Annotated in this window: 12 protein-coding genes; 10 read left to right on the top strand and 2 right to left on the bottom strand. The window is 58.3% G+C overall.

The features are described 5' to 3' along the window. Positions 1 to 13: 13 nt before the first annotated feature. From MPRO_RS17910 to MPRO_RS17890, 6 genes are all read left to right on the top strand, one after another. Positions 14 to 1621, top strand: coding sequence for a BCCT family transporter (locus MPRO_RS17910; protein ID WP_067296103.1), 1608 nt, complete (start codon positions 14 to 16; stop codon positions 1619 to 1621). Beyond that, positions 1618 to 2385: a creatininase gene (locus MPRO_RS17905; RefSeq protein ID WP_067296101.1), complete on the top strand. Its 768-nt coding sequence runs from the start codon at positions 1618 to 1620 to the stop codon at positions 2383 to 2385. The genes MPRO_RS17910 and MPRO_RS17905 overlap by 4 nt, the downstream gene beginning before the upstream one ends. 584 nt (positions 2386 to 2969) lie before the next feature. Beyond that, the gene (locus tag MPRO_RS17900; RefSeq protein ID WP_067296099.1) at positions 2970 to 4184 is read left to right on the top strand and encodes a M24 family metallopeptidase; all 1215 of its coding nucleotides are present in this window, start codon (positions 2970 to 2972) and stop codon (positions 4182 to 4184) included. Between the two features lie 296 nt (positions 4185 to 4480). Beyond that, on the top strand, positions 4481 to 4603 hold the full coding sequence (locus tag MPRO_RS26520; RefSeq protein ID WP_281177198.1) for a hypothetical protein: 123 nt from the start codon (positions 4481 to 4483) through the stop codon (positions 4601 to 4603). A 16-nt stretch (positions 4604 to 4619) separates the two neighbouring features. Then, positions 4620 to 6128, top strand: a complete 1509-nt coding sequence (locus tag MPRO_RS17895; protein WP_082708953.1) for a sodium:solute symporter family protein — start codon at positions 4620 to 4622, stop codon at positions 6126 to 6128. A gap of 97 nt (positions 6129 to 6225) precedes the next feature. Continuing rightward, the gene (locus tag MPRO_RS17890) at positions 6226 to 6753 is read left to right on the top strand and encodes an ACT domain-containing protein (RefSeq protein ID WP_067296097.1); all 528 of its coding nucleotides are present in this window, start codon (positions 6226 to 6228) and stop codon (positions 6751 to 6753) included. Positions 6754 to 6764: 11 nt separating this feature from the next. On the opposite strand, the gene MPRO_RS17885 is transcribed toward MPRO_RS17890, so the two are convergent. Together MPRO_RS17885 and MPRO_RS17880 are read right to left on the bottom strand one after the other, a co-directional pair. Next, complete coding sequence (locus MPRO_RS17885) at positions 6765 to 7649, bottom strand: LysR substrate-binding domain-containing protein (protein ID WP_067296095.1); 885 nt, start codon at positions 7647 to 7649, stop codon at positions 6765 to 6767. A 146-nt stretch (positions 7650 to 7795) separates the two neighbouring features. Next, positions 7796 to 9217, bottom strand: coding sequence for a sigma-54 interaction domain-containing protein (locus tag MPRO_RS17880; protein ID WP_067296093.1), 1422 nt, complete (start codon positions 9215 to 9217; stop codon positions 7796 to 7798). A gap of 234 nt (positions 9218 to 9451) precedes the next feature. On the opposite strand from MPRO_RS17880, the gene speB reads away from it, so the two are divergent. The 4 genes from speB (at position 9452) to MPRO_RS17860 (ending at position 15104) form a co-directional block, all read left to right on the top strand. Continuing rightward, the gene (gene speB / locus MPRO_RS17875) at positions 9452 to 10408 is read left to right on the top strand and encodes an agmatinase (protein ID WP_067296085.1); all 957 of its coding nucleotides are present in this window, start codon (positions 9452 to 9454) and stop codon (positions 10406 to 10408) included. Between the two features lie 80 nt (positions 10409 to 10488). Beyond that, the gene (locus MPRO_RS17870) at positions 10489 to 11898 is read left to right on the top strand and encodes a YjiH family protein (RefSeq protein WP_082708952.1); all 1410 of its coding nucleotides are present in this window, start codon (positions 10489 to 10491) and stop codon (positions 11896 to 11898) included. 106 nt (positions 11899 to 12004) lie between these two features. Beyond that, positions 12005 to 13627: a 5-guanidino-2-oxopentanoate decarboxylase gene (locus MPRO_RS17865; RefSeq protein ID WP_067296082.1), complete on the top strand. Its 1623-nt coding sequence runs from the start codon at positions 12005 to 12007 to the stop codon at positions 13625 to 13627. Positions 13628 to 13643: 16 nt separating this feature from the next. Next, a complete protein-coding gene (locus tag MPRO_RS17860; RefSeq protein WP_067296079.1) occupies positions 13644 to 15104 on the top strand; it encodes an aldehyde dehydrogenase family protein in 1461 nt (486 codons plus the stop codon). Positions 15105 to 15148: the final 44 nt, after the last annotated feature.

Here is a 15148-nt window from a genome sequence, read left to right as displayed (position 1 = left end):
TGAGGTAGCCATCATGGTGCTTACCAAAGGCCTTTGTAAGGGAATTAATCCGTATATCGTGATTATCTCCCTGGCCGTTATATTCACGTTTATCCTCTACACCCTTCTACTGCCTGAGCAATCAGCAACTATCATAGACGCAGCACGTACCCTCATCACCCTCACCGCAAGCAGCTGGTATGTAACACTCGCCGGCGGCTTTCTGGTGTTTTGCATCTGGATAACATTCAGCCGTTACGGCAACATACGACTGGGCGACGATAACGAAAAGCCCGAATTCAGCTTCTTTGCCTGGTTTGCCATGGTCTATGCGGCCGGTCAGGGCATCGGCATTATCTTCTGGTCCATCGCAGAACCCATGTTCCACTTTTCGAGCGGCACCCCCTTCTCCGCCGCAGTCGGCGACGCTGAGGCCGCCGAGGTTGCGATGAAGGTCACCTTCTTTCACTGGGGCTTTAATGCCTGGGCGATTTACTGCGTAGTGGGTTTGGCCCTTGCCTTTGTGTCCTACCGCCTGAAAAAGCCACTCAGTATCCGCTATACCCTGTACCCTCTGCTCGGTGACCGCGTCGACGGCTGGATAGGCGTGCTTGTCGATATCATCGCCGTATTTGCAACCCTGTTTGGAATCGCAACCTCGCTGGGCCTCGGTGTTCAGCAGATCAATGCCGGACTGAACGCCATCTGGGATGTACCCCAGAACACCAGCATCCAGCTCCTGCTGGTTGTGGTCATTACCCTCTGCGCCCTTATTTCGGTACTTACCGGCCTCAAACGCGGCATAAAATACCTCTCAATCAGCAATATGTGGCTCACATTGTTGCTGTTGGGATTTTTCATTATATTCGGGCCGACCCTGTACATTCTCAATCTGCTCTATGGCGTTTCTATCGACTATATCGTTGACCTGGTATCAATGAATATTTTCCTTGAAGAACCCACTCAGTCAATTGGCGATGCGGATGCCAGCTGGAAAAGCATGTGGCAGGGTTGGTGGACAGTGTTCTACTGGGGATGGTGGATGTCCTGGGCACCTTTCGTCGGTGTCTTCGTTGCCCGCGTATCCCGTGGCCGTACCATTCGTGAATTCGTGCTCGGCGTTGTCGGTGCCTCCAGCCTGCTGTCCTTTGTATGGCTGGCAGCCTATGGCGGTACTGCATTGAACATCGACCTTTTCGGCAATGGCACTATCGCTGAAGCTGTCAGTAACAATGTCGCCACCGCACTCTATGCCACCTTTGACGGCATGAATCTGGGCACCCTGGGTGATATGGCTGCGATTGCAGGCACGCTGCTGGTGGCGTCATACTTCATTACGTCGTCTGACTCAGGCACCCTGGTACTGACCACTATCATGAGTGAAGGCAATCAGCACCCACTCAAGCGCCACCGCACCTTCTGGGGCGTCATGCAGGGCGTCGTCGCTGCAGTGTTACTCGTAGCCGGTGGCAGCGCAGCATTGAGCACCTTGCAAACGGCGTCCATTATCGCAGCTCTGCCGTTCTCTGTTTTGATGGTGCTCATGTGCGTGGCACTGATCAAGGGCGTCCGACAGGAGTACAAGCGCATGGAATCTGCAACCTTAGCCGGGAAAGTACCCGCTGGAGAGTTACCGCGATGACCAGAATGGCAAACCTTGACTGGAAGACCTACGAGCAGCGAGTCGCAGAAGGAAATGCGACCATACTCCTGCCCATTGGCGCCATCGAGCAGCATGGCCCGCATATGTCGATGAATCCCGACGTGTTGATTCCCGAAGGTATCTCGGACGCTGTTGCCAAGGAACTGGCCAACGTCCTGATAGCCCCGCCGATTTCGTACGGATACAAATCCCAGGTAAAATCGGGCGGAGGCAACTTTTTCCCGGGCACGACCTGCGTTAATGGCAAGACGCTAATCGATACCGTAAAAGACGTTCTGGTCGCGTTCGCACGCCACGGCAACCGCCGCTTCGTGCTGATCAATGGCCATTACGAAAATTCAATGTTTATCATTGAGGGTATCGACCTGGCGCTCGAGCACCTGCGCCATGAAAACATTGATGCCAAGGTAATGTTGCTGTCGTACTGGGATTACGTCGACAAGGAAACCATCGCGACCGTCTTTCCGGATGGTTTCACCGGATGGGATGTCGAGCATGGCGGCGTTCTGGAGACATCGCTGATGCTGCACCTGCACCCTCAGCTGGTCGATATGGAGAAGGTGATCGATCATCCAGCGGCCAGCTTCCCGCCGTACGACGTATTCCCGTCCGACCCTTCCTGGGTACCGTCCAGCGGCACCCTGTCATCGGCCAGCAAGGCGACGGCGCAGCACGGCAAACTGCTGTTCGATGTCTGCGTTGATGGCATTGCCAAAAGCATAGGCTCGCACTTCAAAGACTGAGGTCAACAACAGCGGCCCGTGCATCAAAGATGCGCGGGTACAGCTGTACCACGACAGCCTACATACCCCACCCGAGTCAAACCTTGCTTTGACTCAGGTCCCCTTCTCGCACGTCAACACGCGCTATTCTCCCCACCCTCTGATGCCAGCTTCAGTGCCACACCGCCGTTCCCTGAATGTGATTTTCGCCATGGCAGACACCTTGCTAGCTCTCAGCCACTGGCCCATCAGGGCACTGACTGATTAGTACCCGAAGCTGCTGTATGGCGATGAGTTCCAGTGATCTGCCTGAGTCCCCCGCGCACCTGCCCTGCTTCACACCGCCACCCGCGCTGACCGCGTTAAACGCTCACCATTCCGGACATCGCTGTGCCCTGTATTAACCCAGATAAACCCGCAGCTGCGTTCAGAACAGCTTAGGCAAAACAAGGCATTTACATTACAAATACATCCATTTTAATTATTGATTTCTATTATATCTATATCAGAGATAGGATCCTTTTAAGCCAACGAAACGCCCGTTCAGCCGAAGTGGATATCGTCTGGCCTTAAAGTTTCGACAAGAATAACCAGGAGCAAAAACAATGCTAGCCATGCCCCAGACCCTGCAGCTGCCTAACGGCGAAAAAGTACGCCCAACCTTCAGCAAGGCTGAACTCCAGTCCCGCCTCGACAAGCTGCGCCGCTACATGGCGGAAAACGATGTTCAGGCCGTGCTCTTTACGTCCTACCACAACATCAACTACTACAGCGATTTCGTCTATTGCCGCTTTGGCCGTGACTACGGCCTGGTCGTTACTCAGGACAACTACACCACCATTAGCGCCAATATCGACGGTGGCCAGCCGTATCGTCGCAACCAGCTGGGTGACAACGTCATCTACACCGACTGGCAGAAGGACAACTTCTTCTACGCCGTTAAACAGCTGATCAAGGACGGCGGCAAGGTCGGTGTCGAGCACGATCACATGCCGCTGCAGAACCTGCACAAAATGCAGGCAGCACTGCCCGCTGCGACCTTTGTGGACATAGGCGTGCCCACCATGAAGATGCGCATGATCAAGTCGACGGAAGAAATCGCGGTGATCAAGCAGGGCGCCCGGGTGGCAGACGTCGGTGGCGCAGCCATCCGTGATGCCATCGCCGTTGGCGTGCCTGAGTTCGAAATCGCCCTGGCCGGTACTCAGGCCATGGTGCGGGAAATTGCCGGTACTTTCCCCCACGGCGAGCTGATGGACACCTGGGTCTGGTTCCAGTCCGGTATCAATACCGATGGCGCCCATAACCCCGTCACCACCCGCAAGGTCGAGGCCGGCGATATTCTGAGCCTGAACACCTTCCCGATGATCGCGGGCTACTACACCGCCCTGGAGCGTACCCTGTTCGCAGAACATGCCTCCGATCGTCACCTGGAGCTGTGGGAAATCAATTGCAAGGTGCACCGTCGTGGCCTTGAGCTGATCAAGCCCGGCGCACGTTGCAGCGAGATTGCCGCCGAGCTGAACGACATCTTCGCCCAGCACGATGTACTGCAATACCGCACCTTCGGCTACGGCCACTCCTTCGGTACCCTGAGCCATTACTACGGCCGTGAAGCGGGTCTGGAGCTGCGTGAAGACGTTCATACCGTTTTGGAGCCTGGCATGGTGGTCTCCATGGAGCCGATGCTGATGATTCCGGAAGGCCGTGCCGGAGCCGGCGGCTACCGCGAGCACGACATCCTGGTGGTGGGCGACAACAGCGCCGAAAACATCACCCGCTTCCCGTTTGGCCCCGAGCACAACATCATCAAGGGCTAAAAACCTTTTACAGGCCTTTTACAGGCCGACCGCGCAACGGGAGCGCTCCACCCCACAGGGCGTTCTCGCCGGGGCTTTCCAGCCCCGGTGCACTTTCGGACCTTGGCCTGCGAGCACCTGGTGCCTCGCAGGCCGAGCGCCCGAATCTTCACCTTAAGATCCCGCGCTTGAGCAAGCGCAGCTCAGCAAGAGCACCAATACAGACCCGATAGATCCTCAAGGCAGTACCTACCAACAGCTCGACTATAAAAATAATCTGCGGCGAGCACGGCTCCCGCACGCACAGGTAACTCATCATGCTCATCAACGCCTGGACCCTGGACTGGTTCCTTATCCTCAATGCCGCATTGCTCACCCTGACTGCGGTGTCCTATGGCTGGCGCGAACTTCGGGCCAATTCATCCACCTCGGTAAACTGATCGCAGGGAGAGCGATATGGACACTTATGACTGGCTTAACTGGGGCCTGCTGCTCGGCTCCTTCGCAGTATTGATCTATATAGGCTATGCCTCCAGCCGCACCGTAAAATCAGACGATGCGGCCGGCTTTCTGGTCGCAGGCCGTTCACTCGGGCCCTTCGTTGGCGCCGGTACCATCGTTGCCACCGGCTTTAGTGGCTGGGGCTTTATGGGCTCACCGGGCGTCGCATTCGAGTTTGGCGCCATCGAAATCCTCGGCAACTTCTTTTTCGCACCGGCCATGGTGATCGCCGTGCTGTATTTTGCCAGTTTTCTGCGCAAACAGGCCGACAGTCTTGGCAGCTGCACCATCCCGCAATACATTGCACAGCTGCACGGCAGCGGGCCTTTGTCCCGCCTCGTTCAGGGTGTGGCGGCACTGATATCCATCGTCCTGCTGCTGGTCTTTCTCACCAGCCAGATCAAGGCGGTCGGCCTGCTGGGAGCCTCCTGGCTTGGCATCGATCTTGGCAGCAGCGCCACCATGATGATTGGCGTCATTATTCTCTACACCATGCTGGGCGGACTTGCCGCCGTAGCCTGGACCGACACCCTGATGGTCTGCGGCATGGCCGTAGGTGCCGTTGTCATGATGGTGCAGATGTTTACCGATCTTAGCCCGGCCGAGCTTGTCGCGCGTCTGGATGCCATTGATCCTGCTCTGCTTAACCCCAGCAGCGCCCAGCCCTACGGCGAGAACAAGAGCTCCGTCTTCTTGGTGCTGCCCTATGCGTTCCTGTTCACCGCGGTACTGCCGTACATGGCGGTGCGCTTTCTCGCGCTCAAGCCCGGCGTCAAGTTCCATCAAGTCGCAATCTGGGTTGCCCCACTGGGCTGCCTGCTGAGCCTGGTCCCTATCGTCGGCCTCTATGTACGCGCCAAGCATCCGGAACTGGCCCAGGCCGATCAGGCCATGCCCTACTACCTGAGCCACTACCTGCACCCGATACTGGGGGGCATCATCACCCTCTTTATCCTGTTTGCGATGAAATCCACCGCCAATTCCCTGCTGCACACCATCTCGTCGGCCGCCTCCCACGATCTGCGCCTGGCGCTCTTTCCCAACAGCGGCGCCTCCAACGAAAGAGTCCTTTGGATCAACCGCAGCGCCGTGGCACTGCTGGGCATCACCGGCCTGGTCATGATGTTGTTCGCGCCGCCATTCATGCTGTCGTGGCTCGGTATTCTGGGCACCGGCACCCTGCTGGCAGTGCTGATAGGACCGGTATTTATTTCGTCCATCTGGCGCGGCAACAGCTACGGCGCACTGGCCGCCATGTTCTCTGGACTTATCACCAGTGGCGGCTGCCTGCTGTTTACGGATCTGGGCTGGGTCGAAGGGCCGCTGATCGGCTGCGCGGTATCGAGCTTCATGTACGTTGCCGTCAGCCAGTTGACGTTCTCAAGATCACCCAGAACCCAGTCAGCCGGGCTCTCCCGGCAAAAGCCTCAGGGACAACCCCAGAGCCGGGTAAGCCATGGCTGAAACAATTGCGAACTCAACCCTCTGAGACCCCGGGGCTCGCTCGCAAGAGCCGGGCCCTTACTGACTTTTACCACCCAAGACAAACGGAAAACGCCCAATGAATACCACCTGGTTGATTACCCTGGCAGGCCCCGACTGTCCCGATCTGCTGCAGCAGTTCAGTGAAACCATTGCCCTGAGTGAAGGCCTGTTACTGGACCGCCAGTTGGCAGTGATGGATGGCCGGATTAGCGGCCTGATGAAATTACAGCTGCCGGATACACACGCCGACTGGGCCTGGAAACGCCTCGAAAGCTTCAGCGCCCAGGGACTGCATATCGTTACCCGCCAGACTTTGGAGAACCCGTCGCCCGGCGGTAAGCAGCTGTCACTGGCGGTAAAAGGTAACTTTCGCCTTGGGCTGGATCACGAGATCCGCCAGATTCTGGAAAGCCACGGCGCCAGGATTGAGCAGTACAATCAGCATTTCGTCGGCGCGCCGCTGCTCGGCGAACAGGGTTTTCATGCCCGCATCCACGCCAGACTCACCCGTAATCTGTCGCCGGCACGCCTTACCTCTGCACTGAATCGACTGGCCCGCGGACTCGAGTTTGATCTCAATACCGAAGACCTGCAGCAGGCCTAAGCGAGAGCCCGTCAGACCCGGTGGGGCGGCTGATACAGTTGACTCTGTTGCAGCCCCTGGCCCAGATACTCCAGCAAGCGGGCGCTGGCGGCCGACAGGCTTGCCACGTCGTAATTGAAACCGATAGTCACATCCCCCAGGGACGGCAGGTGCCCGAGCGTCTTGTCGGCTCGCAGCACACCCGGCACCGTATTGCTGGCCAGGGCACTGATGCCAAGCCCGGCTTCAATCGCCGACTGTATCCCCAGCAGGCTCGAGGTGCAGTACAGAATGCGCCAGGCAATACCTGCCTTGTTCAGCGCCTCGGTAACGTGATGGCGATAGACGCAGCCCTTGGGATAAAGCACCAGAGGCACAGGCTCTGCCGGGTCAAGCTGAAACCCAAGGCCACTGACCCAGGTCAGCGGTTCAACAATGGCATCCCCCGGCGGAATCTCGGACGAGGGATGTTCATCCATACTCATCACCATATCGTATGCGCCACGCAGGTAATCCCGCCGCAGGTTAACACTCAGATCACTGCTGACATCCAGCATCACATTGGGATAGGCGCGGGAGAATTTTGACAGCATCATGGGCAGGAAAGACACTTCGAAATCATTGGGGATGCCCAGGCGCACCGAGCCGCTCACCGCCGGGGTCATCAGCTGCGACACGGCGGTATCGTTTAAATCCAGTATCTTGCGGGCATAGCCGTATAGCATCTGACCCTCTTCAGTCAGACGCAGCCCCTGGCTGCGATTAAACAGCTGCAGCGCCACCAGCTCCTCGAGCCGCTTCACTTGCAGGCTGACCGCAGGCTGCGAACGCCCGAGTACCTCGCCCGCCTGGGTAAAACCGCCCAGATCATTGATGGTGACGAAGGTGCGCAGCAAATCCATCGGCAGGTTTTTCATGCAATATTCTCACGCCAGTTGCACAGCCATGCGGAAGCTTCCGCTCAGACAACCACATTAACAAACCAAATGTGTTCGACGCCAGTATTTACAATCAATATAAACCAATGCAGATCCGCGCACCCTGCACCCGTGCCTTGCCCAGGCTAGTTTTTATGTACCTGCAAGCCATGCTTGCGCAGCCGCCGGAACACCGTCGGTTGGCTGATACCCAGGTAGTCGGCCAGCTCATAGGTGGTGCTGCAGCGTTTAAGGGCCTGCTGCAACAACTGCTTTTCAAAGGCCTCTAGCGCCTCGGGCAATGAGCTGAAATCCCCGGATTCCAAGACTGATGCGGGCTGCCCGGACGCCAACGAAGGCGCAGCAGCGGTGCCGCTGACACTGGGCACAGGGTCGGGCCCCTCGTAGTGAATTACCGTGCCTGGGCTTGCGACATAGGAGCGCTCCAGCACATTCTCCAGCTCCCGCACATTGCCAGGCCAGGCATAATGAATCAGCTGATGCCGGGCACGGCTGTCCAATACCTTGTGCTGCTGGTAGCGGGCGTTGAGGCGTTCGAGTACGCGCTCCAGCAGCAGCGGAATATCCTCGGGCCTATCCCGCAGCGGCGCAATGGTGACAGGCACCACATTGAGCCGGTAGTACAGATCCAGCCGGAAATGCCCCGCCTCCACCTGTTGCTGCAAGGGCTGATTGGTGGCACTGATCAGACGGAAGTCCAGTATCCTGGGCTCGGTACTGCCAATGCGCGTGACCTTGCCATCCTGCAGCACCTTGAGCAACTTGACCTGCATCGACAGTGGCAGATCACCCACTTCATCAAGAAACAGCGTGCCCTGGTGCGCCTGCTCAATCAGCCCGGGCTTGCCCTGCCGCGACGCGCCGGTAAAGGAGCCAGGCGCATAGCCAAACATTTCCGACTCGAACAGATTTTCCGGGATGGCACTGCAGTTAACCTCGATAAAAGGCCCCTCCCTGCGCGGACTCAAGTGGTGCGCCAGCTGCGCAAAGGCCGTCTTGCCGACACCGGATTCTCCCAGCATCAGCAGGTTTGCATCCGAGGGCGCCACACGTTGCAGCAGGGTGTACAGCTCCTTCAGCTGCGCGCTTTTAAACGTCAGCTCCTGCGCCTGTATGACCTCGGCATCGTGGGCAACGCTGCGTTGCTGCAGCTTTTGCTGCAACAGCTCGTACTCCTGCTGCAGCAGCTGCAGATCGGTAAGATCCTGGGAAAAACTGATTACGCGATAGAGCGTGCCCTGAGCATCAAACAGCGGAAAACCCTCCGCCATCACTGTGCGGCCGGTTTCCGTCGTCTGCATCAACTGCACCGCCCGGTGACTTTTTAGTACCTGCGCCGAGACCGACGGTTTGAGTACACCCTCGCGTTCCAGATCGTAGACTGAGCCCCCGAGCATCTGGTTGATTTCTCGCCCATAGATGATGGCGCACTTGCTGCCAGCCTTGAGAATACGGCCCTCGCCATCGGTGATCATGATGTTGTCGCGGGATTTCTCCAGCACCAGCTCCAGCTCTGCGTCAGCCACAGATGTGGTTTTCTGCGTCATCAAACTCCCTCCGTTTCCGTGTGTTGGCGACAGCAACCGCTTTGTGGGAAACACGTCGATTCATTTCTGAATTTTAATTCATTAATGAATCATAAGGCAACGCATAATAATTCATACATGAATTAAAACATCCTAATATGTTGAAATATATGGATATTATTTATTGGCACGGTTTTCGCTTAGTACAACGACATTACGACACCTATCTGAACACAGAGAATAAAAGGTAACCCCATGACGAACTCCCGTTTCAACCAACCCCTGGGCGGTAACGAAATGCCCCGCTTCGGCGGTCCCGCCACCATGATGCGCCTGCCGGCCCAGGAAACCGCCGCAGGTCTGGATGTCGCCTTTATTGGTGTGCCCTTCGATATTGGTACTTCCAACCGTCCGGGCGCCCGTCTGGCACCGCGCCAGATTCGCGACGAATCCCGCATGCTGCGGCCCTACAATGTCGCCACCTTTGCTGCCCCGTTTGAAAGCCTGCAAGTGGCCGATATCGGCGACGTGCCGATCAACACCTTCAACCTGCTCAAAAGCATGGACATCATCGAAGAGTTCTATGACGAGGTGCTGGAACACAACTGCAAGCCCCTGACCCTCGGCGGTGACCACACCATCGCACTGCCGATACTGCGTGCGCTGCGCAAGAAGTATGGCCCCATCGGCATGGTACATGTCGATGCCCATGCCGACATTAACGACCAGATGTTCGGAGAGAAGATCGCACACGGCACGCCCTTTCGCCGTGCCGCCGAAGAGGGCCTGCTGGACTGCAACCGCGTAGTACAGATTGGCCTGCGCGGCACCGGCTATAGCGCCGATGAATTCGACTGGTCCCGTGACCAGGGTTTTCGTGTGGTCCCGGCCGAGGATTGCTGGCACAAGTCCCTCACACCCCTGATGGAAGAAGTCCGCGCCAAGGTCGGCGGCGGCCCGGTTTACATCAGTTTTGACGTCGACGGTCTGGACCCGGCTTATGCCCCCGGTACCGGCACTGCCGAGATCGCAGGACTGACTGTGCCCCAGGGACTGGAAATTATCCGCGGCTGCCGCGGGCTCGATATCGTCGGCGGCGACATGGTGGAAATCTCCCCGCCCTACGACACCACTGGCAATACAGCGCTGCTGGGCGCCAACCTGCTGTTTGAAATGCTCTGCGTAATGCCAGGCGTACGCTACGACAAGTAGCACTCACTCCCGACAGGCGCAACCCTGACGGCGTCTGTCGGAATTTGAGACAATAACTACAATATTCGAGGAATCTCCTGATGAATCAACATTTGGACCAACAGGAAGCCGCCAGTGTTCTGATGAGCGATCACAACGGCGCCCGTCCCAAACACAGCCTCTACGCTTACCTGAAATTCATTATCCCATCCCTGATTGGCATACTGTTTTTCCTCACGCCGGTCGTCGTCGACGACAAGGTCACCATCGGTCTGGGGGTCGTGGCTGACATGCTCAAGGCCTCAACCAAGGATTACCTGCCCGCCTTTGCCACCGTATTGCTCGTGCTCTCCGCTGGCATCGCACTCTTCGCTGCGGCATTCAAACCCCGCTGGGCGCAGCGAGACAGTGCCCTGGCCGAAGTCTTCACGCCCAAGGGAGTCTGGCTCGCACTGCGCGTGCTCGGCGCAGCCTTCGCCGCCATGACAATGCTTGAGGTCGGCCCCGAATGGATCTGGAACCGCAATACCGGCGGCGTGATGCTGATAGACCTGACGCCGATGCTGATCACCTTCTTTTTCTTCGCCGCCATTCTGTTGCCGTTTCTGGTCGACTTCGGCTTTATGGAATTTATCGGCACCCTGGCAAGCAATATATTTCGCTGGCTCTTCAAACTGCCGGGGCGCTCATCCATTGACGCCGTCGCCTCCTGGCTGGGTTCTGGCACCGTGGGCGTACTGATCACAACCCAGCAGTACGAACAGGGATTCTATTCCAAGCGCGAAGCGGCGGTCATCGCCACCAACTTTTCCATTACCTCGATCGCCTTCAGCCTGCTGATCGCCAATGTTATCGGGCTGGAGCATCTCTTCGTTCCCTTCTACCTGACCGTTGTGGCCACAGGCCTGATCGCCGCGGTGATCACCCCGCGCCTGCCACCGCTGAGCTGGAAAAAAGACGAATACCACGAAGCCACCGGCAAACAGATCAAGGAAGAACTTCCCCAGGGACATTCACTGTTTTCCTGGGGGCTGGAACAGGCCGTACGCCGTGCCGCCACAGCACCAGGGCCAGCAGCTCTGGGCAAAAACTGCCTGATGAATGTCAGCGATATCTGGTTTGGTCTGCTGCCGCTGGTGATGGCCATTGGTACCATCTCGCTGGCACTGGCTGAATACACGCCGGTTTTCACCTGGCTGTCCTACCCCTTTATTCCGCTGCTGGAGCTGCTGCGCATACCCGAAGCCGCCGCCGCCGCACCGACCATGCTGGTTGGTTTTGCCGACATGTTCCTGCCGGCGGTACTGGGCAAGGGCATTGAAAGCGAACTGACGCGCTTCGTCATCGCCAGCGTCTCCCTGACACAGCTGATTTACATGTCCGAAATTGGCGTGCTGTTGTTAAAGTCGAAAATTCCGCTGAACCTGCTGGAACTGTTCGTGATCTTTATTATACGCACCCTGATTACCCTGCCGATCATCGCCCTGATCGCCCATACCCTGGTGTTCTGATCCAGACACAAGGCGCAGGCCCGCAGTCATGGGGCCCGCGCCCGACAAACGGGGCCTGCGGGCCCCGGCTCTGTCTTCACCTGCCAAACCTATGTTGGAGAGACCAATGAGTACCTGTGGAGAAATCCTGGTTGAACTGCTGGAAGCCTACGGCATAGACACCGTCTTTGGCATTCCCGGTGTCCACACCGTTGAGCTGTACCGTGGCCTGCCGAATACCGACATCCGCCATGTCACCCCGCGCCACGAACAGGGGGCAGGCTTTATGGCCGATGGCCACGCCCGTGTCACCGGCAAACCCGGTGTCTGTTTTATTATCACGGGCCCCGGCATGACCAATATCGCCACCGCCTTGGGCCAGGCCTATGCCGATTCAATCCCGATGCTGGTGATTTCCAGCGTCAACCACAGCCATGAGCTCGGGCTCGCCGGTGGCCGGCTGCACGAACTGCCCAATCAGCGCCAGCTGATATCCGGTCTTACCGCCTTCAGCCATACCTTAATGCGCCCGGACGAGTTGCCGGACATACTGGCCCGCGCCTTCTCGATTTTCACAAGCGCCCGCCCTCGCCCGGTGCATATCGAGATTCCGCTGGATGTCATTACGGCCAAGGCGGATCATATCCGTCGTACTGTCGCTGCGCTGCCAAGCCGACCGGCGCCGGCACCCGCGGCAATCGAACAGGCCGCCGCACTGTTACAAAAGGCACACAACCCCGTGGTATTGCTCGGCGGTGGCTGCAGCGATGCCGCCAGTGATGCCAGAGCACTGGTGGAGACGCTGAATGCGCCCACACTGCTGACCATCAATGCCAAGGGCGTCCTCATGCCCGGACACCCTCTGTCACTGGGATCCAACCAGTCACTGGAGCCGGTGCGGGCAATGGTACGCGACGCTGACGTTGTGTTGGCCATCGGCACGGAGCTTGGCGAGACCGATTACGATGTGGTATTTGATGGCGGTTTTAGTATCCCCAATCAACTGATCCGCATCGATATCGACGCCGAACAGCTGAGCCGCAACTACCCCGCCGATATCGCCATCCTCAGCGATGCGGGCCTGGCCATGGCGGCTCTGCGACTGCAACTTGAACGCAACGGCTTTCGTGCCGCTGTTCAGGGGGCTCAGCGCGTGCAAGACGTACGGGCTCAATTCGAGCAGGACTGGCCACAGCCCTTTCGCGCCCAGCAGCAGGTACTGGAAACCATCCAGCAGACCCTGCCAGGCGTGATCATTGCCGGCGATTCAACTCAGCCGGTGTACTCAGGCAACCATCTGTACGAAGCCGAGTCACCGCGCAGCTGGTTCAACTCATCCACCGGCTACGGCACCCTGGGCTACGGTCTTCCGGCGGCTATCGGCGCCAAGCTGGCCCTGCCCGAACGCCCCGTGGTGGCCTTGATCGGCGATGGCGGCATCCAGTTCACTCTGCCCGAACTCGCCTCGGCGGTTGAAGCCGGCGCACCCGTCATAGTGCTGCTGTGGAACAACAGCGGCTATGGCGAGATCAAGCGCTATATGGAAAACCGCGATATCCCCACCATCGGGGTCGATATCTATACGCCGGATTTCCTCACCATCGCCCGCGGGTTTGGCTGCTATGGCGTGGCACCCACCAGCTTCGCCGAGCTGCGCGAACAGTTGCTGATCGCCGCCGACGCCAAACGTCCGACCATTATCGAAGTGCGTGAAGACGCCGACTTCATCACCGCGTTTACCCACGGCTGACGCCAGGAGCATACCCATGTACGACAAGCTCTTTATTAACGGTGATTGGGTCGCCCCAAGCTGCGGCAAAACCCTGGCGGTGATTAATCCCGCCACTGAAGTCGTCATCGCCAAGGTTGCCGCGGGCGGCGCGGCCGATGTCGACCGCGCCGTCGCCGCGGCCAAACAGGCATTCGCGGGCTGGAGCAAAACGAGCGGTGCTCAGCGCGGGACCTATCTGCGAGCCATAGCCCGGGCCATCGAGGCCCGCGCGCAAGAGCTGGCGGCACTGTCGTCCAGCAACAACGGCAAACCCCTGTTTGAAGCCCAGATTGATATCGAGGATGCCATCGCCACCTGGGATTACTACGCAGGCCTGGCCGAACAGCTCGATGCGCGCCAGAACGCCGAGGTAGCACTGGCCATGCCGGGCTACAAATCTTGCAGTCGACTGGAGCCTGCGGGGGTTGTGGGCCTGATCGTGCCCTGGAACTTCCCCTTCGTCACCACAGCCTGGAAGGTGGCGCCAGCACTGGCCGCCGGCTGCACCCTGGTGCTGAAGCCATCCGAAATCACGCCTTTGGTCGAGCTCCAACTGGGCACCATTGCACAGAGCGTCGGCCTGCCTGCAGGCGTGATCAATATCGTCTGCGGCAGTGGTAGCGACGTCGGCAACGCCCTGACCGCACACCCGGATATTGCCAAAATTTCCTTTACCGGCAGCAACCGGGTCGGCGAGATCGTCATGCAAAGCGCGGCCAAGCAGGTCAAGGGGCTGAGTCTCGAGCTGGGCGGAAAATCACCGATGCTGGTGATGGATGATGCCGACCTTGATCAGGCCACGGACTGGATTCTCGGCGGCATTTTCTACAATGCCGGCCAGATGTGTTCCGCCACTTCACGCCTGCTGCTGCACGACAGCATAGCGCCAAGGCTGCTCGAACGCCTCAAAACCGCGACCCAAGCGCTGATACTCGGCGATGCCTTCAAAGAGGGCGTACAGATGGGGCCGCTGACGAGCAAGGCCCAGTTCGACACCGTAATGGGCTATATCGAACGCGGCCGCGCCGAGGGTCTGACACTGCTGACCGGCGGCAAGCGTGCAGAAGGTTTCGAGCGGGGTTACTTTATCGAGCCGACCATCTTTGTGGATGTGCCGACAGATTCAGCCCTCTGGCGGGAAGAAATTTTCGGCCCCGTGCTCTGTGTGCGTACCTTTGGCAGCGAGGCAGAGGTCATCGAGCTTGCCAATGACTCCGACTTCGGCCTGGCCGCCGGCATCATCAGCCAGGACAGCGCCCGCGCCCAGCGGATCGCCGAACAGTTGCAGGCCGGACATATCTGGATCAACAGCTTACAGGTCGTCTGCCCCGAAACCTCCTGGGGCGGTTTCAAGCGCAGCGGTATTGGTCGTGAACTGGGGCCCTGGGGCCTGGGTGCCTACCAGGAAGTGAAACATATCACCCAGCCGCTGAGCGAGAGTGAACGCAACTATTAACCCGGCGGACAAATAGGTTCCCTCCCTATTTGTCCGTCACGCCA

It is taken from the genome of Marinobacterium profundum (genome assembly GCF_001528745.1).
GTDB classification, from domain to species: Bacteria; Pseudomonadota; Gammaproteobacteria; order Pseudomonadales; family Balneatricaceae; genus Marinobacterium_A; species Marinobacterium_A profundum.
Note: the sequence above shows the minus strand (reverse complement) of the source record. Positions and strands in the feature narration are given on the sequence as shown.

What these genes read in the sequence shown, in the direction of transcription:
- MPRO_RS17910 (WP_067296103.1), top strand. Translation starts at nt 14, where the DNA reads ATGGTGCTTACCAAAGGCCTTTGTAAGGGAATTAATCCGTATATCGTG.
- MPRO_RS17905 (WP_067296101.1), top strand. Translation starts at nt 1,618, where the DNA reads ATGACCAGAATGGCAAACCTTGACTGGAAGACCTACGAGCAGCGAGTC.
- MPRO_RS17900 (WP_067296099.1), top strand. Translation starts at nt 2,970, where the DNA reads ATGCTAGCCATGCCCCAGACCCTGCAGCTGCCTAACGGCGAAAAAGTA.
- MPRO_RS26520 (WP_281177198.1), top strand. Translation starts at nt 4,481, where the DNA reads ATGCTCATCAACGCCTGGACCCTGGACTGGTTCCTTATCCTCAATGCC.
- MPRO_RS17895 (WP_082708953.1), top strand. Translation starts at nt 4,620, where the DNA reads ATGGACACTTATGACTGGCTTAACTGGGGCCTGCTGCTCGGCTCCTTC.
- MPRO_RS17890 (WP_067296097.1), top strand. Translation starts at nt 6,226, where the DNA reads ATGAATACCACCTGGTTGATTACCCTGGCAGGCCCCGACTGTCCCGAT.
- MPRO_RS17885 (WP_067296095.1), bottom strand. Translation starts at nt 7,649, where the DNA reads ATGAAAAACCTGCCGATGGATTTGCTGCGCACCTTCGTCACCATCAAT.
- MPRO_RS17880 (WP_067296093.1), bottom strand. Translation starts at nt 9,217, where the DNA reads ATGACGCAGAAAACCACATCTGTGGCTGACGCAGAGCTGGAGCTGGTG.
- speB (WP_067296085.1), top strand. Translation starts at nt 9,452, where the DNA reads ATGACGAACTCCCGTTTCAACCAACCCCTGGGCGGTAACGAAATGCCC.
- MPRO_RS17870 (WP_082708952.1), top strand. Translation starts at nt 10,489, where the DNA reads ATGAATCAACATTTGGACCAACAGGAAGCCGCCAGTGTTCTGATGAGC.
- MPRO_RS17865 (WP_067296082.1), top strand. Translation starts at nt 12,005, where the DNA reads ATGAGTACCTGTGGAGAAATCCTGGTTGAACTGCTGGAAGCCTACGGC.
- MPRO_RS17860 (WP_067296079.1), top strand. Translation starts at nt 13,644, where the DNA reads ATGTACGACAAGCTCTTTATTAACGGTGATTGGGTCGCCCCAAGCTGC.